Raw genomic sequence first — 20,562 nt, 5'->3', positions numbered from 1 at the left:
CTCGGATCAAGGCTCGCAGTTCACCAGCATGGACTGGGCATCGTTCCTCAAGCACCACAATCTGGTTCACTCGATGAGCCGACGCGGCAACTGCCATGACAATGCGGTAGCTGAAAGCTTCTTCAATCTTCTGAAGCGGGAGCGGATACGTCGCAAGGTCTACCGTTCACGCGATGAAGCTCGCCAGGACGTGTTCGACTACATCGAAATGTTCTACAACCCCAAACGCAAGCACGTCAGAAACGGAATGCTGTCACCCGTCGAGTTCGAGCGCTTGCAGAAAACATAACGCGAGGGTGTCTACGAAACTCGGGGCTATTCAGCGTTTGGGGTTGTAGATTCTACAACCCCAAACGCAAGCACGTCAGAAACGGAATGCTGTCACCCGTCGAGTTCGAGCGCTTGCAGAAAACATAACGCGAGGGTGTCTACGAAACTCGGGGCTATTCAATCTTGCGTTCCGCAACACGCTAAGACAGAACGAAAGCGAAGCCTAGTGGGGGCTGGGCAAGCCGCTAATCCATGCGGAAACCCGAGACGACAAGCCCTGCAGGTGAGCCGCCAGCGTGTAGCCCGAGACAGCCTTGCGCGGACGGAAATCGTGGTCGCCGTCGTTGAGCCAGAAGAGCGAAATCTGCATTGATAAAGCGTATCCCTGCACCTCTTCCAGGCTGCCGAACGGATCGCGTGTGCCCTGGCAGATGAGGGTCGGTGTCTTCAGCGCCTGCAAGTGCGCCGTGCGAAGCTGGGCGGGCTTGCCGATGGGGTGGAAGGGATAACCGAGGCACAACAGGCCGGCAATCGCTCCGGTGGCGTGGAGTTCGTCCGCCACCATGCTTGCGACACGACCGCCCATCGACTTGCCGCCGATGACAACCGGACCGGAGGCTGCGAACTCCCTAACAGCGGCAAGATATTCCGGGATGAGCGTTTCCGCTCGCGGGGCGGGGAGGCGGCGGCCGGATCGGCGGCGCTCGGCCATGTAGTCGAACTCGAAGCGCCCGACACGAAGGCCGGCATCCGCCAGCGCTTCGGTAAGCGCATTCATCGACGCCGAGTCCATGGGTGCACCTGCTCCGTGGGCGAGCAGGACGGAGAATTCGGCATCATCCGGGCCGATCGTCAGAAATTTCTCTTCCATTGGCATGTCCCAACAAGCTCATCGCCACCCCGCAAAGGCGTATCGGGAATCATTTCGCGACACCAGCCCTGATGTCGCGCAGCCTGCCTGAGGGTGGAGGGGCGCAAATGAAGGCGGGTGCTTCACCTTTCGAATGAATGGCAACCGCGCGACTTATAAACTAACAATTGGATAGATCCGGACAATAGTAAGAGGCCTGATCGCTAGTCTATCGATTATCGGCCCGAAGCAACGCGCTTGCTGGCGATGCTTTATGGAGTGAACTTATGATTGAGTCTCATGGTCATTCGAAATCATTTCGTCCTATTCTTGAATCGTCAAATATCCTTATAACAGGCGGTGCGGGTTTTCTTGGATCGCATCTTGCCGAATTGCTTGTCGCGCGCGGCAATCATGTCTACTGCCTCGACAATTTTCACACGGGCCGGGTCGCGAACCTCTCGAAGCTGCAGTTCACCAACCGGCTGAGTGTCGTGCAGCACGATGTGCGCGACGAACTGCCGGATAGCCTGCCGGTATTTTCTGAAATCTACAATCTGGCCTGCCCGGCATCCCCGGTGCACTATCAGGCCGATCCGGTCGCGACGGCCATGACGAACTGCCAGGGGGCATGGAATGTACTCCGGCGCGCAGAGCGCGACGGCGCGCGGGTATTTCACGCCTCGACCTCGGAGATCTACGGCGATCCCGAGATCCACCCACAGCCGGAGCACTATTGGGGCAACGTCAACAGCGTTGGCCCGCGTTCGTGCTACGACGAGGGAAAGCGCTTTGCCGAGACGCTTTTCACCGATTTCGGTAAGACACGGGGCGTCGCGGTTCGGATCGTCCGCATCTTCAACACCTACGGCCCGCGCATGCAGCCTGACGACGGTCGGGTGGTCTCGAACTTCATCATTCAGGCTCTGCTCGGCCAGCCTCTCACCATGTATGGCGACGGGCAGCAGACCCGGTCGTTCTGCTATGTCGACGATCTCATCCGTGGTTTCGACCTGTTGATGCGGAGCGAGCTGGCTGACAGTCCGGTGAATATCGGCAATCCGACCGAGTTCACGATGGAGGAGCTTGCGAGCCTGGTGCTCGAGATAACGGGGTCGCGGTCGCCTGTCGTGCGGTTGCCACTGCCGGTCGATGACCCGAAGCGCCGCAAGCCCGATATCAGCAAGGCGAAGGATTTGCTCGGCTGGAAGCCGGAGATCGGCCTTCGAGAGGGATTGGTGCGGACGATCGAGTATTTCGATCGCGAACTGCGCAAGCAGCCTGCGGTCACGATCAGCGCCGCCGAATGAACAATGTGTAAGGGGTTATCATGAAGGTCGTTATTGTCGGCTCGGGATATGTCGGGCTCGTATCCGGTGCTTGTTTTTCGGCTCTCGGCCATTCTGTCGTCTGCGTCGACAGCAATGAGCAGAAGATCGAAACCCTGAAGGCCGGCGGCGTGCCGATCTATGAACCCGGTCTCGGTGCTCTGATCAAGACAAACATGGAGCAAAGCCGGCTCGCCTTTTCATGCGACCTTGAAGGCGCCCTGAAGGGGGCCGATTTCGCGTTCATCGCAGTTGGGACGCCGACGCGCCAGGGCGGAAGCGAAGCCGATCTTACCAGTGTCTACTCGGTTGCAAGCGCGATCGCGCGGACCGCTGAAGACGGCATCGTCATCGTCACGAAATCAACCGTGCCTGTTGGAACCGGCGAGGCGTTGGAAGGCATCGTCCGTGCCGCGCGGCCAGATCTCGTATTCGCGGTTGTTTCCAATCCGGAGTTCCTGAAGGAGGGAAGCGCGATTGAGGACTTCATGAAGCCCGACCGCGTGGTCGTCGGTTGCGACCTGCCTTGGGCAACCGAAAAGATGAAGGCGCTCTACGAGCCATTGCGCGCCATGGGGGTTACGATCCTTCACACCGGTCGCAACGCCGCCGAGGTGATCAAATACGCCGCGAACGCGTTTCTGGCGATCAAGATTTCCTTCATCAACGAGATCGCGGATTTTTGTGAGGCCGTCGGCGCCGATGTCTCCGAGGTTGCCGATGGTATCGGGAAGGACAAGCGCATTGGTCGCGCCTTCCTCAATCCTGGTCCCGGCTACGGCGGCTCGTGCTTTCCTAAGGATACGCTCGCGCTGCTCGCGACGGCACAGAGCCATGCCGTCAATCTTCGTGTAGTGGAAAGCTCCATCTCGGCCAACGATGCGCGAAAGCGCGGGATGGGAAACCGTGTCGTTCGCGCCTTCGGCCAATCCGTCCGCGGCAAGACGATCGCGTTGCTCGGGCTGACGTTCAAGGCCAACACCGACGACATGCGCGAGGCGCCGTCGCTCGATATTATCTCTTCCCTGCAGCGACTTGGTGCGCGGGTGCGCGTTTACGATCCGAAGGGCATGGAGCAGGCGCGCCAGTATCTCAGGGATGTCGATTACACGGCTGATCCCTATCAGTGCGCGGCGGGGGCTGATGGCGTCGTCGTTGCGACGGAATGGAAGGAGTTCGAGCATCTCGACTTCGTCCGTCTTGCCACACTGACGAAACATGCCGCGATCGTCGATCTTCGGAACATCCTGGATGTTCGCAAGGTCGAGGCTGCAGGCTTTGAGCTTCATCGCATAGGAACGCCGCCTCGCAAGGAGAAGGCTGCGGTCCAGCAGCAAGGACCTCGCCGGCTTGCGGTCAAGGCGGATTACTACGACGAGAGCACCCAGCCGAACGCCGCAAATGGCGCAGTGCGCGCGGGAGCGCCGCTTCCGGTCGCCATTCCCGCGCAGTAACAGCCATAAGGCATCCGGTCAGGGATACTGGGCGCCGTTCGTAGTGGTGTAGATCGCGTAGACCGATTGCGTTGCGGTGATGAAGAGCCGGTTTTTCTTCGGCCCGCCGAAGGTCAGGTTCGACACTGTCTGTGGAACCTTGATCTTGCCGAGGAGCGTGCCGTCCGGTGCAAAGCAATGAACGCCGTCAGCGGCGCTGGTCCAGAGGTTGCCCCTGACATCGAAGCGGAAGCCATCCGGAACGCCGGCATCGAGCGAGCAGAAATAGCTACCATTTTCCAGTCGCCTGTCGTCGACGACGTCGAAGACGCGGATGTGGCGCGGCACCTCGTGGTTGGACGAACCGGAATCGGCGATGAAGAGACGCTTTTCGTCCGGTGAAAAAGCAAGGCCATTCGGCTGGATGAAGTCGGTCACAACAGCTTCGATTTCACCCGTGCCAGCGTCGATGCGGTAGACATTTCGCGTCGGCTGCTCCGGCTCCGCCTTGTGTCCCTCATAGTCGGACATTATGCCGTAGCTGGGATCGGTGAACCAGATCGATCCATCCGATCTGACGACGACATCGTTCGGTGAGTTCAGCCGTTTTCCCTTGTAACTATCAGCCAGCACCGTGATGCGGCCGTCAGGCTCGGTGCGGGTCACGCGTCGGCCGCCATGTTCGCAGGATATCAACCGGCCCTGCCGGTCGCGGGTGTTGCCGTTGACATAGTTGGAAGGCGAGCGAAACGTAGAGACGCCGCCATCGGGCACCCAGCGCATCATCCGTTCGTTCGGAATATCACTCCAGAGGAGGCAATTGAGATCGGAAAACCAGACCGGACCTTCCGTCCAGCGGCAACCGGAAAAGAGCTCCTCCAGCTTCGCACTGCCTGCAATCAGTTCGTGAAAACGTTCGTCTCGAATATCATAAAGCACATTTTCCGACACCGACCGACTCCTCCCAAAGCGTTCCGGCCATTGTGGTAGCCGCAAAATCCCGGCTATGCCAGAGTAGTCTTGGCAAATGATTGGCTTCAAAGGGAAATTGCCGGCGGAACGGGCAAGGTCTTTGCCACGTTGAAGAAAGCGGGATAGCTTGGTTTCAATGAGGAGCTTTTCATGGAACAGAGCGATATCGGGACAGTTGCCGCCTGGCTGACGGAGCAAGGGCTCAAGGGAGCGTCCGAATCCGAGCTGCTGACCGGTTTTTGCCAGATATGCAGGGAATTCGGGCTGCGGCTCGATCGCGGCATGGCATTGATGGATACGCTGCATCCGGTGCACGAAGGTCGCGCTTTTCGCTGGGACAGCGAGCAGGCGATCGAGCCTGAGTTCGAGTATGGTCCGACTGGCCGCGATGCGGATTCGCTGCAAAGCTGGCAGCGTTCGGCCTTCTACTATCTCTGGGCCGGCAGCGAGAACGAGGTGCGTCGTCGCATCGGTTTCGGCGATCCGACCGATTTCGCAATGCTCGAGAGAATGCAGTCGGAGGGGCACACCGACTTCATCGCCATGGTTCACCGCTTCGCCAAAGCAGGTACCATCGGTGAGATGGATTGCTTCTTTTCACATTTCACCACGCGGCATCCGGAGGGCTTCTCGGATCGGGATCTCATCATCCTGCGCAAGCTGGTGCCGGTTCTCGCGCTTGCCATCAAATGCATTGCGCTTGGCCGTATCGCTCGCACCATCGCGGAAGTCTATCTCGGCGAAGACGCCGCCCGGCAGGTGCTCGAAGGCAAGATTTCCCGAGGCAAATCCGAGCGCATTTCGGCCGCTCTCTGGTTCTCGGATCTCCTGAACTATACGAAAATCTCCGACAGCGTGCCGCCGGAAGACATATTGCCGATGCTCAACGCCTATAGCGACGTCGTCATTTCGGCTGTTCACGAGGCGGGGGGAAACGTGCTGAAGCTGATCGGCGACGGGGTGCTCGCCATCTTCAAGTCTGAAGCGGCGTCCGACGCCTGTTGTGCGGCGCTACGCGCAGAGCAGCTGTTGCGCGAAAAGCTGGTCCTCCTCAACGAGGAACGGGCACGGGAAGACCGGCCGACCACTGACGTCTACATCGGCCTGCATATCGGCGACGTGTTCTACGGCAATATCGGCAGTCAGGAACGGTTGGACTTCACCGTGATCGGCCCTGCGGTCAACGAGGTGAGCCGCATCGCGTCGCTCTGCCGTTCCGTCGATTTCAACGTCCTTATCTCTTCCGATTTCGCGGCCTCGATTCCCGAAGAGGATCGGGCGGCGCTTGCGTGCATCGGCCGGTATGCGCTGCGAGGCGTCCAGCGCGCACAGGATCTCTATACGATCGACAGCGGCCGCATGTTGGGCTGATGCCGCATTAGCGGCTTGCTCACGCTCTGCGCTGCGGAAAGAAATTTCACAGCCGTGTCGCCTTCTTTGACTAGAGGATTATATCGCGTCGAAGGGGCAGATGCCTCGTTCAGCGGGCGAAAGGGCCGTGGTCGTTTCGTTCCCATCAAAATCGAAAGAAACCGGAGGACGGCATGCAGATCAATCGTACAGGTTCAGCCCAGTGGTCGGGCGGCCTCAAGGACGGCAAAGGCCAGATATCGACCCAGAGCGGGGCGCTCAAGAGCTACCCTTACGGCTTCGCAAGCCGTTTTGAAGGCATCGCCGGCACCAATCCGGAAGAACTGATCGGAGCCGCACATGCCGGCTGCTTCACGATGGCGCTCTCGCTCATCCTCGAGGAAGCGGGCCTCAAGGCAACCAGCATGGAAACGACGGCGAAGGTCACGCTTGAAAGCGTCGAGGGTGGCTTTGCCATCACGGCGATCCACCTTTCGCTGACCGGCTCCATTCCAAATACCGACGAACAGACGTTCACCGAACTTGCCAACAAGGCGAAGGCCGGATGCCCGGTCTCCAAGGCTCTCTCTGCTGTTCCGATCTCACTGGATGTGAAGCTGGCCTGACAGGACCAAGTTGCAGAGTTTTAAAGGCGCCGCGCCAGTCGCGGCGCCTTTTGTTTTGGGCTGCGGCATGGCGTCCATGTTGCGTTGCATCAGATTGACAAATGACGCCTGATGTCTTACGACTGACGAAATACGAAAATCGTCAGTCGTAATTGGATGCCTTAACATATGGCAGAAACCATCGAGAGCACACTGGAAGCGACGCGTCAGGAGAATGTCTCGCGCATTCTCGACGCTGCCGAACGGCTGTTTCGCCACTACGGCTATGCCAAGACGACGGTGGCGGACATTGCTCGGGATCTCGGCATGTCGCCGGCGAACGTCTATCGGTTCTTTGCTTCCAAGGTGGAAATTCACCAGGCAATCTGCGGTCGCATGCTCGCTGCCAGCTACCAGATGGCCTACGAAGCCTGCCATCTGCCGATCAGCGCGTCCGATCGGCTGCGCCGGTTCGTCGAAGGTCAGTATCAGATGACTGTCGATACCATGCTGGACCAGGAGAAGGTTCACGAGATGGTCGTCGTTGCCATCGAGCGTGACTGGCACGTCATCGAGAAGCACGTCGACAGCATTCATGCCCTGATCGCGGACGTGATCCGCGAAGGCATCGCATCCGGCGAATTCGCGGATCAGGACGCTGATGTTGCGTCCCGTTGCTTCGGCGCCGCCACGATCTCGCTCTGCCACCCGCAGATGGTGGCGCAATGTCTTGCCAAGACCAACCGTGCCACGGTCGATGAACTCGTGGAGTTCACGATCCGGGCGTTGAAGAAATAGGCGGGCGGCCAGCACCGCCCCTCCAACCCAAAGATCATTTCAGGAGTGCGAAAGATGATTTCGCTGAAGACAGTTTCGTTGCCTTCCATTGCCACCTTCGCGCTCCTTGGCGCCGTAGCGCTCGCCGTTTCCAGCTGCAGCGACGAGAAGAAAGCCGAAACGAAAGAGGTCGTCCGGCCGGTCAAGGTCGTGGAGATTGCAAAAGCGGGTGACATCAGGTCGCTCGACTATTCCGGCTCGGTCAAGGCGCGTGTCGAGATGAACCTTGGCTTCCGCGTGGCCGGCAAGATTACCGATCGTCGCGTCAACATCGGCGATCGTGTCAAGCCGGGCGACCTGCTCGCCCGCATCGATCCGACGGACTACGAACTCGCCGTCAAGACGGCGGAAGCAAACCTCGCAGCTGCCGAAAAGGGCGTCGCGACGGCCGATCTCGCCCACAATCGCGCCCAGCAGTTGTTCGACAAGAGCGTGACGGCCAAGTCGCAGCTCGAACAGGCCGCCCTCAGCTACGACCAGGCGGTTTCCACGCGGGATGCGACCGCTTCCTCGCTCGATCAGGCCAAAAACCAGGTGGCCTACACGGAACTGAAGGCCGATCAGACCGGCATCGTGACGGCGATCAGCGCCGATACCGGCGCTGTCGTTTCCGCCGGAACGCCGGTTGCCACGGTCGCCCTCGATGGGGAGAAGGAAGTGCAGATCGCGGTTCCCGAGAACGACATTGCCGCGTTCAAGCCGGGCAAGACGGTTACGGCGAGTTTCTGGTCGGACAACAGGCTCGTTCTTGACGGCAAGGTGCGGGAGGTTTCCGGCAGCGCGGACTCGCAGTCGCGCACCTTCTCCGTTCGCGTCAGCCTGCCCAAGGACGAGCGGGTGCTTCTCGGCATGACCGCGACGGTCGAGGCAATGGCCGACGGCACCAATCCGCATGTCTCGATCCCGCTCAGCGCACTGGCTGAAAAGGACGGCAAGAAGATCGTCTGGGTCGTCGATCGCAACGGCGATACCGTCCATGCACGGGAGATCAAGGTCGCGGACTTCACGAATGACGGCGTGAATGTCGCCGAAGGCCTGCAGACGGGTGATCTCGTCGTTGCTGCGGGAACGCAGTTCATGACTGAAAACCTGAAGGTCAAGCTGCCGGAGCAGCAGTCGGCGCAGGCCGACAGCGGCGATGTCGTTCGCTAAGCGGAATCAGGAGAGGGATTAGGACCATGGACAACTCGAGCACCGAGAAGCGTCCCTTCAACCTGTCGCGTTGGGCGATCGGCCATCCGAGCATCGCTCGTTTCCTGTTCGGCCTCATTCTCATCACCGGCGTTCTCGGGCTGATGCGCATGGGTCAGAAGGAAGATCCGGATTTCACCTTCCGCGTCATGGTCGTGCAGGCCGTATGGCCGGGCGCCTCAATCCAGGAAATGGAAGACCAGGTCGTCAACAAGATCGAGCGCAAGCTGCAGGAAACCCCGCATATCGATTGGGTGAAATCCTATACCCGCGCGGGCAGCGCCATCATCACCCTGCAGGTGAAGGGCGACACCAACAGCCAGCAGGTGGCCGACGCCTTCTACCAGGTGCGCAAGAAGGTGGGCGACATCTCCAGCGAGCTGCCGGAAGGGCTGCTCGGACCCTATTTCAACGACGAGTTCGGCGATACCTACATCACGCTGCATTCGATCAGCGGCGATGGCTACAGCTATCCCGAGCTGAAGAAATTCGCCATCCAGGCGCGTGACATGCTTTTGACGACGCCCGGCGTCGAAAAGGCCGTGATCATCGGCGACCAGCCCGAGAAGATCTATATCGACGTCTCCTCGAAAGCCCTGGCCGAACGTGGCCTGACCATTCTCGATCTTCAGAACGCGATCAAGGGACAGAACAGTGTCGATGCAGCGGGCTCGGTGGACACCGGGACGCGCTCCGTTCGTATCTCCGTCGAGGGCGATGTCACGAAGGCCGCGGACATCCGCGAGCTGCGGCTGAAGGCCGGCAATCAGGTGACGCGCCTCGGCGATATCGCGACTGTCTACTCCGGCCTGGAAGATCCGTATGAGCGCAAGTTCCGCTTCAACGGGCATGATAGCGTTCAGGTCGGCGTCGTCATGGCCAAGGGCTTCAAGGTGACCGATGTCGGCAAGGATGTCGAAGCGACCTATCAGCGTTTCGAGCAGTCGTTGCCATACGGCGTCGCCGTCGATCAGATTTCCAACCAGCCTGACGTCGTTACCGATGCGATCAGCGAGTTCATGCATGCGCTCGGCGAGGCGCTGGCGATCGTGCTCGTGGTCTCGTTCCTATCGATCGGCTGGCGCTCCGGCCTGGTCATCGCGATCGCGATCCCGCTCGTGCTGGCCGCAACATTCGCCATCATGTACGAGCTCGGCATCGACCTGCAGCGCATCTCGCTCGGGGCATTGATCATCGCGCTCGGCCTGCTGGTGGACGATGCCATGATCGTCGTCGAGTTGATGGAACGAAAACTCGAAGAGGGGTTGGTCAAGGTCGAGGCGGCCAGCTTCGCTTACTCCTCGACAGCCTTTCCGATGTTGACGGGTACGCTGATTACCACCGCGGGCTTCATTCCTGTCGGCTTTGCTGAGTCGACAGCCGGCGAATATGTGCGCACGCTGTTCTATGTGGTCGGTATTGCGCTTGTCGTGTCCTGGTTCGTGGCGGTCTACTTCACGCCTTGGCTCGGCTACATGATCCTGAAGCAGCGCAAGCACGCGGGTGAGCACCATGATGTGTTCGACACGCGTTTCTATCGCCGCCTGCGGGCGACGGTCGGTTGGGCGGTGCGTCATCGCATCATCGTCATTGCCATGACGCTGGTGACTTTCGCGACCAGCCTCTGGGCTTTCCAGTTCATTCCGCAGAACTTCTTTCCGCAGTCTTCCCGTCCGGAGATCCTCGTCGATCTCTGGCTGCCTGAGGGCACGAGCATCAAGGAAGTCGAGACGCAGACCAAGGCGCTCGAAGCCAAGATCATGGGTGACGCCGACAAGAAGTTCGTCGCTTCCTACATCGGTGAAGGCGCTCCGCGCTTCTTCCTGCCGCTGGACCAGCAGCTTCGCAATCCGAACTTCGCGCAGCTTCTTGTCATGGCAAACGACGAGCCAGCGCGTGAACGCCTGATCGTCAAGCTGCGTGATATCCTTGCCCAGGACTTCCCGGATATCCGCGGCAAGGTCGATCGCCTTTTCCTCGGCCCGCCGACAGGCTGGCCGGTGCAGATGCGCATCATGGGGCCTGACCGTCAGGAAGTCCGCAAGATCGCCGACGAGGTGAAGGCGAAGTTCCAGGCGAACCCGCAGCTTGGCGCGATCCATGACGACTGGCTCGAGCCGGTGCCGGCAATGAAGCTGGTGATCGATCAGGACCGCGCGCGTGCGCTTGGCGTGACGTCGCAGCGCATACGCCAGATGCTGCAGACGGCGGTTTCCGGGGCTCCGTTGGATGACTTCCGCGATGGAGAAGAGACGGTGTCGATCGTTGCCCGAGAGCCGGATGCCAATCGCTCGCTGCTATCGGCCGTCAACTCGGTCTACGTTCCGACTGACTTCGGTGGCTTCGTTCCGGTCTCGCAGGTTGCCAAGGTGGTACCGGTTCTGGAACAGGGCATCGAGTGGCGGCGTGACCGTCTGCCGACCATTTCCGTTCGGGCGACCTTGCCTGACGACGTGCAGTCGAACGATGTCGTGATGAAGATGTATGCCGACATGCAGCCGCTGCGCGACAGCCTGCCGGCCGGCTACAAGATCGAGATCCAGGGTGGCGCGGAAGATTCCGCCGAAAGCCAGGCTTCGATTGCCGCGAAGGCGCCGATCATGCTCGTCGTCATCGTTCTCCTGCTGATGGCGCAGCTGCAGCACTTCGGCAAGGCGATGCTCGTGCTGGCGACCGGCCCGCTCGGGATCATCGGCGCGGCTGCCGCGCTGCTGATATCGGGTGCTCCGTTCGGCTTCGTCGCCATCCTCGGCGTCATCGCCTTGCTCGGGATCATCATCCGCAACTCGATCATTCTCGTCGACCAGATCGACCAGGACATCAAGGCGGGGATGCATCGGCAGGAAGCGATCGTCGGTGCCGCGGTCCGGCGCTTCCGCCCGATCATGCTGACAGCATTGACGGCGGTTCTGGCGCTGATCCCGATCTCGCGCGGCGTGTTCTGGGGCCCGTTGGCATATGCCATGATGGGCGGCATTCTGGTCGCGACAGTGCTGACGATCCTGGTGCTGCCGGCAGCCTATGCCCTGTTCTTCGGCAAGGAGCCGAAGGCAAAGGACGACACGGCTGAAGACTACGCGAACGGGAACGACGACAGCCATCTTCATGGAACTCCGCCGGCCATCGCGGCGGAATGATACGGAAAACGGCGCGGTCATACCGCGCCGTTTTCATTTGGTGAATGGGGAATTATTCGGCGTCCGCGCGCAAGCCGACGAGCGCGGCTCCGATCAGGCCGGGCTCGACCCGGCATTCGCTGCGAACGACGACACGGCGGTCGAATTTGCGCAGGATCCGTTCCCGGACAGCCTTGTCCAGCTCGAGGAGCAGCGGCTCGACATTGGAAAGGCCGCCAGCGACCGGCACGATCGTCGCGCCCGTTATATTGATCGTCAGAGCGAGGGGGGAGGCGACGAGGTCGATATAGACGTCGATCGTCCGGGTTGCCTTCTCTTCGCCACGCAGCCAGTCGTCGATGATCTCACGGCTGGAGAGATCGATGTCGTGCAGCGTCTTGTGAAGCCGTTCCATGCCGCGGGCGCCGCCGACACTGTCGACGCAGCCTTTCTGGCCGCAGCCGCAGGCATAGTGCGGGATCTCGACCGGCGGATGGCCAGCGCGCAACGCGACGATCGGTCCATGTCCCCATTCACCGGCAAAGCCGCCCGCCTCGTTGATCAGTCTGCCGTTGGCAATTACCCCGCCGCCGACGCCGGTGCCGAGGATGACGCCGAGGACGATGCGATGCCCGCGCCCGGCGCCAAGACCGGCTTCCGCCATTGCAAAGCAATCCGCATCGTTGGCGACAATTACGGGAATGCCGAGTTCGGCTTCGATATCAGCGGCGAAATTCCGTCCGTGAATGCAGGGTATATTGGCGCAGGTCAGTCTCTGTGTGTCCGGATCGACGACGCCGGCAATGGAGAAGGCCAGCCGCGTCGGCTTCTCGCCGGTTTCCTCGATGATCTTGCGCAGGACGCCGACGAAGGCCGCGAAATCGTCGGTCGGTGTCGGATAGCGGTCGAGCGGCGTGATGTCGTTTTCGGACCGGGCAATCCCGCCTTTGATGGCAGAGCCGCCAATGTCGAAGGAAATGATCATTCGCAATCTTCTTGTTCGAGAAGCTCTGCGTCTGCTCGCACCGTTCCCGGTGATTTGCAAGCCAAAACCGAGCTCAGGCCGGCAACCTGATCCGTGCTTCGAAGCCGGAAGCCTCTCCTGACGCAGGCGAGAGGAGATCCAGCGTGCCGCTCATCTGCGAGATGATCCGGTCGGCGATCGCAAGGCCGAGGCCCGATCCCGACGCGTTGGTCTGGCCACGGCGGAAACGCTTCTTGAGGGTCGCCATATCCATCTCGCGCACAACGGCGCCGCCGTTGATAACGCGGATCACGCCATCCTGCTCCAGGCTGATGCGGACCGGAAGATCGGGGTCGCCGTGCACCAGCGCATTTTCGATCAGGTTCCGCATGACGATGCCGAAAGCGTCCATGTCGGCGCTGCGGGTGAGGCTGGCGCCGTCGGCGACCGAATAATGCAGGCGGCCGCTCGAGCGGCGATCGCGTTCAAAATCCGTTACGATCATGTCCAGCACGTTGCGCAGATCCGCAGCCGTTGCGCTGCCGCCGATGCCCGCTTCCGCGCGCGCGAGCTGCAGCAGCTTTTCGGCCAAGCGTCCGAGATTGATCAGGGAGGTTTCCACTTGCCGCGCACGGGTCAATGTCGGACCCGGAGGGAGTTCTTCGGCCAGGCGCTGCGTCTGAGCGAGCGCACCGGCAATCGGCGTTCTGAGTTCGTGGGCGCTGTTGGCGGTGAATTCCCGTTCGGCTTCGAGGGCTGAGCGGAGCCTTGCGAGCAGCAAGTTGACGGACCGCGCGATGGGCCTCAATTCTTTCGGCAGATCGCGGGTTTCCAGTTCCGCGAGATTGCCGCCATCCTTGGTGCCAATATCCTGCCGCAGGGCGTCTAGCGGTTTCAGGCTGCGGCTAACGACCAGCCAGATTACTAGAATACTTGATGGTACGAGTACCGCCAGCGGGATCAGCAAGGTAACTGCGCTTTCGCGCACGGCTTCGCGACGGTTCTTGAAGCGGTCGGCCACCTGCAGGAAAAGTCGCCCGTCAGGCGTCGACTCCGTGTAGATACGCGCAGTTTCGCTGTCCTTGAACCCCGTGGCGAGCGGCGCGGGGAAAGGCTCGGCCGGTGCGTCGTTGGAGCGGAGAACCACTTTCCCATGCGCGTCTCGCACCTGGAAGGTCAGATACTCCCGATCCGCGGCTGTTTCCAGCATCGCGATGCCATGCGGTTCGAGAGCATCGCGCTGATCCATGTCGTCGACGATGAGTGCGAGCAGCCGCTGGGTGGTTTCCTGCTGGGCGCTGTCGAAGATCTCGTCGAACTCGTGCTGCATCACGCGGAAGCTGAGGCCGATCGCCAGCAGCCAAAAAACGACCATCATGGAAGTCAGCGTGAGGATCAGGCTGCGTGCAATACTGCGGTCACGTTTCATGGTCGTCCGAGGGTATAGCCGATGCCGCGGGCGGTGCGGATACGGTCCTTGCCGATCTTCTTGCGCAACCGGCTGACGTAGACTTCGACGGTGTTGCTTTCGATTTCGGAGCCGAAGGCGTAGAGCGCTTCTTCGATCCGATCCTTCGATACGATCGAACCGGGCCGGGCGGTCAGGAGATCGAGGACGGCCCATTCGCGGCTCGTCAGGATAATCGCCTCGCCGGCGACCGAGAGTTTATGCTGTGGCCGGTCTATCTCGATATCGGCGATGCGGACGATCGGATGTGGATTGGCATCATAGCGGCGGGCCACCGCCAGTATTCTTGCTTCCAGCTCTTCCAGATTGAACGGCTTCACGAGGTAATCGTCGGCGCCGGCGTTCAGCCCCTCGATGCGGTCGGATATCTGATCGCGCGCGGTCAGAATGATGACCGGCATCTTCATTCCGCGACTGCGCAGGCGCTTGAGAAAATCGACGCCGCTGCCGTCGGGAAGTTGGAGGTCGAGAAGCACGAGCCCATAGTCGACAGGCCCGATGGCGGCATCGGCATTGCCGAGGTTACCAACCCAATCGACAGCATGGTTGGCCGCGATCACGTGATCGCGCACCGCTTCCCCGATCATCTTGTCATCTTCAACCAGCAGGATACGCACGGCTTTCCCTCTCGCAGACAGTTAGCGTTGGTAACGCCGATCGGTCAAGCGTGGCTTCGGCGGCAAAAATGGCGAGGAGATGGCGGGACGTGTCGCGGTGATCGCCGAATATCTTCGGCGCATTTTCTCATCGCACTCGACAATTGCCCGAATTTTGTTTTGATCTGTTGCAACGAAATCGGGCTCCCGCTTCGTCGGGCGCGGTCTGTGGTAAAGGTTGATGGTGAAGAGATCCGAAACTTCCGGGCGGCTTGACGATGCGGCGCGCGCCGGCTGGCTGTATTATGTCGCTGGCAGAACGCAGGATGAGATCGCCTCCTCAATGGGGATTTCGCGCCAATCCGCGCAGCGCCTAGTGTCGCTTGCCGTGGCCGAGCGCTTGATCAAGGTGCGGCTCGACCACCCGATCGCCGCCTGCCTCGAACTTGCCAATGCGGTGCGCAAGAAGTTCAATCTGAAGCATGTCGAAGTCGTGCCGAGCGACCCGGGCTCTGGCTCGTCAACGGTCGGGATTGCCGAGGCGACCGCCGCTGAAATCGAGCGCTGGCTGAAGCGGACGGATCCGATCGTGCTGGCGGTCGGGACGGGGCGGACACTGAAAGCCGCGGTCGATCAATTGCCCGCGATCGAATGTCCCAACCATCGCATCGTGTCGCTGACCGGCAATATCGCTCCTGACGGTTCGGCTGCCTATTACAATGTCATCTTCAGCATGGCCGATGCGGTCAAGGCGCGGCATTTTCCAATGCCCCTTCCAGTTCTCGTGACATCGGCCGAGGAGCGGGAAACCCTTCACGGGCAGCAACTCGTTCGCGCGACGCTGGAGATGAGCGCACAGGCTGATGTTACCTTCGTCGGCATCGGCGAGCTCGGCATCGACGGACCGCTTTGCGTCGACGGCTTTCTCGAGAAGGACGAGATGATGGAGCTGATGCGCAACGGCGCTGTCGGCGAGATCTGCGGTTGGGTTTTCGATGCCGATGGCAAGCTTCTCGACAATCCGATCAACGAGCGCGTGGCGTCTGCCTCCATTCCCCCGCGTGATTCGTCGACCGTGATCGGGATCGGCAAGGGCAAGCGCAAGTTCAAGGCGATACGAGCTGCCGTGACCGGCCATCAGATCAATGCGTTGATCACCGACGAGGCCACGGCTGAGTATTTGCTCAAGTCGTGAGCAAAAATATTTATATTTGAAATCAGTTAGATGATGCATCCATTCGCTGTTGCAGCAACGAATGGTGATTGACTTTTTTTGCGTGGCGATGAGTAATTGCCCATGAGCAAAGCGAATGCTCGCACTCATCTTCTGGGAGGAAGATATGACATTGAAAACTTTTCTGCTGGGCGCCTGCTCGGCACTGGCGTTTGCCGGCATGGCTTCGGCCGAAACGCTGACGATCGCGACCGTGAACAACGGCGACATGATCCGGATGCAGAAGCTGACGGACGACTTCAAAAAGAAGAACCCCGGCATTGATCTCGAGTGGGTAACCCTCGAAGAAAACGTGCTGCGCCAGAAGGTTACGACTGATATCGCGACCAAGGGCGGTCAGTACGACGTTCTGACGATCGGCACCTACGAAGTTCCGATCTGGGCAAAGCAGGGCTGGCTTCTGCCGCTCGACAATCTCGGCAAGGACTACGATGCCGATGACCTGCTACCGGCTATCCGCAGTGGCCTGACCGCTGACGGCAAGCTCTATGCGGCGCCGTTCTACGGCGAAAGCTCGATGGTCATGTACCGCAAGGACCTCTTCGACGCTGCCGGCCTGAAGATGCCCGACGCGCCGACCTGGGACTTCATCGCGGATGCCGCGAAGAAGATCACCAACAAAGACAAGGAAATCTACGGCATCTGCCTGCGCGGCAAGGCTGGCTGGGGCGAAAACATGGCCTTCCTGACGGCCATGTCAAACTCCTTCGGTGCACGCTGGTTCGATGAACAGTGGAAGCCGCAGTTCGATCAGCCCGAGTGGAAGGACACGCTGAACTTCTACGTCAACCTGATGAAGGAAGCCGGTCCTCCCGGTGCTTCGTCCAACGGCTTCAACGAAAACCTGGCGCTCTTCCAGACCGGCAAGTGCGGCATGTGGATCGATGCAACCGTTGCTGCGTCCTTCGTCAGCAACCCGAAGGAATCCACCGTGGCCGACAAGGTCGGCTTCGCTCTGGCTCCGGACAAGGGTCTCGGCAAGCGCGGCAACTGGCTCTGGGCCTGGAACCTCGCCATCCCGGCAGGCTCGCAGAAGGTCGAAGCAGCTGAGAAGTTCGTCGCCTGGGCAACGAGCAAGGACTACACCAACCTCGTCGCCGAGAAGGACGGCTGGCTGAACGCACCTCCCGGTACGCGCTCTTCGCTTTACGCGAGTGCCGACTACCAGAAGGCAGCGCCGTTCGCGAAGATGACGCTCGACAGCATCAACTCCGCCGACCCGACCAAGCCGACCGTCAAGCCGGTTCCTTATGTCGGCGTGCAGTTCGTCGCTATTCCTGAATTCCAGGGTATCGGCACCGCTGTCGGCCAGCAGTTCTCCGCAGCTCTCGCCGGCCAGGTTTCGGTCGACCAGGCTCTGCAGAGCGCACAGCAGCTGACCACGCGCGAAATGACCAAGGCTGGTTACATCAAATAAATAACCTCCTGAGAAGGCGGGGGATTTGACCTCCCCGCCCGTCTAGGCCGCCGGTGCCCGAAATTGCGTCGGCGGCCCCTTTTTACCTAGCTGTCCAGCAGCCGTTCGCCCCTCCTGACATGATCGGTCGTCGCCATGGCAACGTTACACACCCGCTCCGCAGCACGAATGATGATTGCGCCATCCGTGATCCTGCTCTTTCTGTGGATGATCGTCCCGCTCGTGATGACGATCTATTTTTCGACGCTGAACTACAATCTGCTCAGCCCGGGGATGGAGACCTTCGTCGGCTTCCTCAATTACAAATACTTCCTGACCGATCCGGCCTTCTTCGCTGCGCTGATCAATACGCTGTTGCTGGTGCTCGGCGTGCTCTTGATTACGGTGGTGGGCGGCATAGCCTTTGCGCTGCTGCTGAACCAGGAGATCTACGGGCAAGGTATCGTCCGCATCCTTGTCATCGCGCCCTTCTTCGTCATGCCGACGGTTGCCGCTCTGGTGTGGAAGAACATGTTCATGAACCCGGTCAACGGGCTCTTCGCGCATCTCGCCAAGGCGCTCGGATTGCAACCCTATGACTGGCTTGCCAATGCGCCGCTGTTCTCGATCATCCTGATCGTCGCCTGGCAGTGGTTGCCGTTTGCGACGCTCATCATGCTGACCGCCCTGCAGTCGCTGGACGAAGAGCAGCAGGAAGCCGCCGAAATGGACGGCGCCGGCGTCGTTTCGAAATTCATCTACATCGTCCTGCCGCATATGGCCCGTGCCATCACGGTTGTCATCCTGATCCAGACGATTTTCCTGCTCTCGGTGTTTGCTGAAATCCTCGTCACCACCAATGGCGGCCCCGGCACGCAGAGCACGAACCTCACCTATCTCGTCTATGTGCAGGCGCTTCTGCAATTCGATATCGGCGGCGCTTCGGCGGGCGGTATCGTCGCGGTTATCCTCGCCAACATCGTTGCGATCTTCCTCGTGCGCCTTGTCGGCAAGAATCTGGAGGCTTGAGATGGCTAGAAAAGTCACAACACAGCGCAAGGTCGTCATGACCGCCATTGCCTGGACGCTTGGCATCCTGATCTTCTTCCCGATCCTCTGGACGTTCCTGACGAGCTTCAAGACGGAAGCCGATGCCATCGCCTCGCCGCCGCAGTTCCTGTTCTTCCATTGGACGACGGAGAGCTATTCGGAGGTGCAGAGCCGTTCGAACTACCTCAGCCACTTCATGAACTCGGTGATCATTTCGTTCGGCTCGACGCTGATCGGCCTGATCATCGCGATCCCCGCCGCCTGGGCGATGGCGTTTTCGCCGACCAAGCGGACGAAGGACGTCCTGATGTGGATGCTGTCGACGAAGATGATGCCGCCGGTCGGCGCGCTGATCCCGATCTACCTGCTTTTCCGCAACTCGGGCCTGCTCGATAGCCGCCTCGGTCTGGTGATCATTCTGACGCTGATCAACCTGCCGATCATCATCTGGATGCTCTACACCTACTTCAAGGAAATCCCCGGCGAGATCCTGGAGGCGGCCCGCATGGACGGTGCATCGCTTGCCAAGGAAATCATCTACGTGCTGACGCCGATGGCGGTGCCGGGCATTGCCTCGACGCTGCTCCTCAATATCATCCTGGCCTGGAACGAAGCCTTCTGGACGCTGAACCTCAGTGCCTCGAAAGCGGCGCCGCTGACGGCGTTCATTGCCTCCTATTCCAGCCCCGAAGGCCTGTTCTACGCCAAGCTTTCGGCAGCCTCCACCATGGCGATCGCCCCGATCCTGATCCTCGGCTGGTTCTCGCAGAAACAACTCGTCCGCGGCCTGACCTTCGGCGCGGTGAAATAAGATCTCAGGGAGAGAAACATGGGCAGCATTACCCTTCAGAAAGTTTCGAAGGTCTTCGGCGAAGCCAAGGTCATCCCGTCGATCGACCTCGAGATCAAGGATGGCGAGTTCGTCGTCTTCGTCGGCCCCTCGGGCTGCGGCAAGTCCACGCTTCTCAGGCTGATTGCCGGCTTGGAGGATGTCAGCGCCGGCAAGATCGTGATCGACGGCAAGGATGCGACCGAGACCGCGCCGTCGGAACGCCGGCTTGCCATGGTGTTCCAGTCCTACGCGCTTTATCCGCATATGAGCGTACGCAGCAACATCGCCTTCCCGCTGAAGATGGCTGGCATGGCCAAGCCCGACATCGACAAGAAGGTGGCGGACGCGGCCCGTGTGCTCAACCTCACCGACTATCTCGACCGCAAGCCGCGCGCTCTCTCCGGCGGTCAGCGCCAGCGTGTCGCGATCGGCCGCGCCATCGTGCGCCAGCCCTCGGCCTTTCTGTTCGACGAGCCGCTATCGAACCTCGATGCGGCGTTGCGCGTCAACATGCGCCTCGAGATCAGCGAACTGCACCAGCAACTGAAGACGACGATGATCTACGTCACCCACGACCAGGTCGAGGCCATGACCATGGCCGACAAGATCGTCGTCCTGAACCGCGGCAACATCGAGCAGGTCGGTTCGCCGATGGAGCTCTACTCCAGGCCGCGCAACCTGTTCGTCGCCGGCTTCATCGGCTCGCCGAAGATGAACTTCGTGCCGCAGGGCTCGCAGACGATTGGCGTACGGCCCGAACACATCCAGCTTTCGACCGAGAGCGGCGAATGGAAGGGCAAGGTCACCGTCGCTGAACATCTTGGCTCCGACACCTTCCTGCATGTCGATGTCGAAGGCATCGGGCAGATGACGGCGCGCGGCGGCGGCGACTTCCCGGCCAAGGCCGGCGACACTGTCTACCTGACCGCCGACAAGGCGCGCATTCACAAGTTCGACGAGGCCGGGCTCGCCATCTGAGCAAGGCTTCCGGGGTGGGGAAGACCGCGCGTGCCGGACGAGGTGCCCGGCGCGCCGATACCGGGGCCGACAGGCCCGCGGGGTCATGGCTG

General features: G+C 60.5%; 18 protein-coding genes. 13 read left to right on the top strand and 5 right to left on the bottom strand.

Translation table 11 applies throughout. From position 1 onward, the window contains the following. On the top strand, positions 1 to 289 hold a 289-nt coding region (locus tag ASE04_RS21050), incomplete at its 5' end, for an IS3 family transposase (RefSeq protein ID WP_156408855.1). A gap of 204 nt (positions 290 to 493) precedes the next feature. Here the strand turns inward: ASE04_RS21050 and ASE04_RS21045 are convergent. Beyond that, complete coding sequence (locus ASE04_RS21045) at positions 494 to 1,141, bottom strand: alpha/beta family hydrolase (protein WP_056821433.1); 648 nt, start codon at positions 1,139 to 1,141, stop codon at positions 494 to 496. A 266-nt stretch (positions 1,142 to 1,407) separates the two neighbouring features. Here ASE04_RS21045 and ASE04_RS21040 point away from each other — a divergent pair, with 266 nt between their 5' ends. Together ASE04_RS21040 and ASE04_RS21035 are read left to right on the top strand one after the other, a co-directional pair. Then, positions 1,408 to 2,430 carry a UDP-glucuronic acid decarboxylase family protein gene (locus ASE04_RS21040; RefSeq protein WP_056821432.1) on the top strand — a complete coding sequence of 341 codons (1,023 nt, stop codon included), beginning with the start codon at positions 1,408 to 1,410 and terminating at the stop codon, positions 2,428 to 2,430. Between the two features lie 20 nt (positions 2,431 to 2,450). After that, the gene (locus ASE04_RS21035; RefSeq protein WP_082597417.1) at positions 2,451 to 3,902 is read left to right on the top strand and encodes a UDP-glucose dehydrogenase family protein; all 1,452 of its coding nucleotides are present in this window, start codon (positions 2,451 to 2,453) and stop codon (positions 3,900 to 3,902) included. Positions 3,903 to 3,920: 18 nt separating this feature from the next. Here the strand turns inward: ASE04_RS21035 and ASE04_RS21030 are convergent, their stop codons facing one another. Next, complete coding sequence (locus tag ASE04_RS21030; protein WP_056821430.1) at positions 3,921 to 4,832, bottom strand: SMP-30/gluconolactonase/LRE family protein; 912 nt, start codon at positions 4,830 to 4,832, stop codon at positions 3,921 to 3,923. A gap of 171 nt (positions 4,833 to 5,003) precedes the next feature. Between ASE04_RS21030 and ASE04_RS21025 the strand changes: the two genes are divergently transcribed. The 5 genes from ASE04_RS21025 (at position 5,004) to ASE04_RS21005 (ending at position 11,973) form a co-directional block, all read left to right on the top strand. Next, positions 5,004 to 6,224 (top strand): adenylate/guanylate cyclase domain-containing protein, encoded by a 1,221-nt coding sequence (locus ASE04_RS21025; RefSeq protein WP_056821429.1) that lies wholly within the window; start codon positions 5,004 to 5,006, stop codon positions 6,222 to 6,224. Between the two features lie 173 nt (positions 6,225 to 6,397). After that, positions 6,398 to 6,829, top strand: a complete 432-nt coding sequence (locus ASE04_RS21020; protein ID WP_056821427.1) for an OsmC family protein — start codon at positions 6,398 to 6,400, stop codon at positions 6,827 to 6,829. A 168-nt stretch (positions 6,830 to 6,997) separates the two neighbouring features. Further along, positions 6,998 to 7,606 carry a TetR family transcriptional regulator gene (locus ASE04_RS21015; RefSeq protein ID WP_056821426.1) on the top strand — a complete coding sequence of 203 codons (609 nt, stop codon included), beginning with the start codon at positions 6,998 to 7,000 and terminating at the stop codon, positions 7,604 to 7,606. Positions 7,607 to 7,660: 54 nt separating this feature from the next. Beyond that, on the top strand, positions 7,661 to 8,797 hold the full coding sequence (locus ASE04_RS21010; RefSeq protein ID WP_056821424.1) for an efflux RND transporter periplasmic adaptor subunit: 1,137 nt from the start codon (positions 7,661 to 7,663) through the stop codon (positions 8,795 to 8,797). Positions 8,798 to 8,823: 26 nt separating this feature from the next. Next, positions 8,824 to 11,973, top strand: coding sequence for an efflux RND transporter permease subunit (locus ASE04_RS21005; RefSeq protein ID WP_056821423.1), 3,150 nt, complete (start codon positions 8,824 to 8,826; stop codon positions 11,971 to 11,973). 52 nt (positions 11,974 to 12,025) lie between these two features. Here the strand turns inward: ASE04_RS21005 and ASE04_RS21000 are convergent, their stop codons facing one another. From ASE04_RS21000 to ASE04_RS20990, 3 genes are all read right to left on the bottom strand, one after another. Next, positions 12,026 to 12,937, bottom strand: coding sequence for an ROK family protein (locus ASE04_RS21000; protein ID WP_056821421.1), 912 nt, complete (start codon positions 12,935 to 12,937; stop codon positions 12,026 to 12,028). A 73-nt stretch (positions 12,938 to 13,010) separates the two neighbouring features. Next, complete coding sequence (locus tag ASE04_RS20995; RefSeq protein WP_056821420.1) at positions 13,011 to 14,345, bottom strand: ATP-binding protein; 1,335 nt, start codon at positions 14,343 to 14,345, stop codon at positions 13,011 to 13,013. Then, positions 14,342 to 15,001, bottom strand: coding sequence for a response regulator (locus ASE04_RS20990; RefSeq protein ID WP_056821418.1), 660 nt, complete (start codon positions 14,999 to 15,001; stop codon positions 14,342 to 14,344). The genes ASE04_RS20995 and ASE04_RS20990 overlap by 4 nt, the downstream gene beginning before the upstream one ends. 220 nt (positions 15,002 to 15,221) lie before the next feature. Between ASE04_RS20990 and ASE04_RS20985 the strand changes: the two genes are divergently transcribed. The 5 genes from ASE04_RS20985 to ASE04_RS20965 all read left to right on the top strand — a co-directional run bounded on the left by ASE04_RS20985 (position 15,222) and on the right by ASE04_RS20965 (position 20,470). Then, positions 15,222 to 16,175, top strand: a complete 954-nt coding sequence (locus ASE04_RS20985) for a sugar-binding transcriptional regulator (protein WP_056821416.1) — start codon at positions 15,222 to 15,224, stop codon at positions 16,173 to 16,175. 145 nt (positions 16,176 to 16,320) lie between these two features. Beyond that, positions 16,321 to 17,631 (top strand): ABC transporter substrate-binding protein, encoded by a 1,311-nt coding sequence (locus ASE04_RS20980; protein ID WP_056821545.1) that lies wholly within the window; start codon positions 16,321 to 16,323, stop codon positions 17,629 to 17,631. Positions 17,632 to 17,766: 135 nt separating this feature from the next. Then, positions 17,767 to 18,639, top strand: coding sequence for a carbohydrate ABC transporter permease (locus ASE04_RS20975; protein WP_056821414.1), 873 nt, complete (start codon positions 17,767 to 17,769; stop codon positions 18,637 to 18,639). 1 nt (position 18,640) lies between these two features. Further along, positions 18,641 to 19,471, top strand: coding sequence for a carbohydrate ABC transporter permease (locus ASE04_RS20970; protein WP_056821412.1), 831 nt, complete (start codon positions 18,641 to 18,643; stop codon positions 19,469 to 19,471). An 18-nt stretch (positions 19,472 to 19,489) separates the two neighbouring features. After that, the gene (locus ASE04_RS20965; RefSeq protein ID WP_056821409.1) at positions 19,490 to 20,470 is read left to right on the top strand and encodes an ABC transporter ATP-binding protein; all 981 of its coding nucleotides are present in this window, start codon (positions 19,490 to 19,492) and stop codon (positions 20,468 to 20,470) included. Positions 20,471 to 20,562 lie beyond the last annotated feature (92 nt).

Origin of the sequence: Rhizobium sp. Root708 (genome assembly GCF_001429725.1) — a bacterium.
Lineage (GTDB): Bacteria > Pseudomonadota > Alphaproteobacteria > Rhizobiales > Rhizobiaceae > Rhizobium.
The sequence above is the reverse complement of the archived record's forward strand: the minus strand, read 5'-3'. Positions and strand labels throughout refer to the sequence as shown.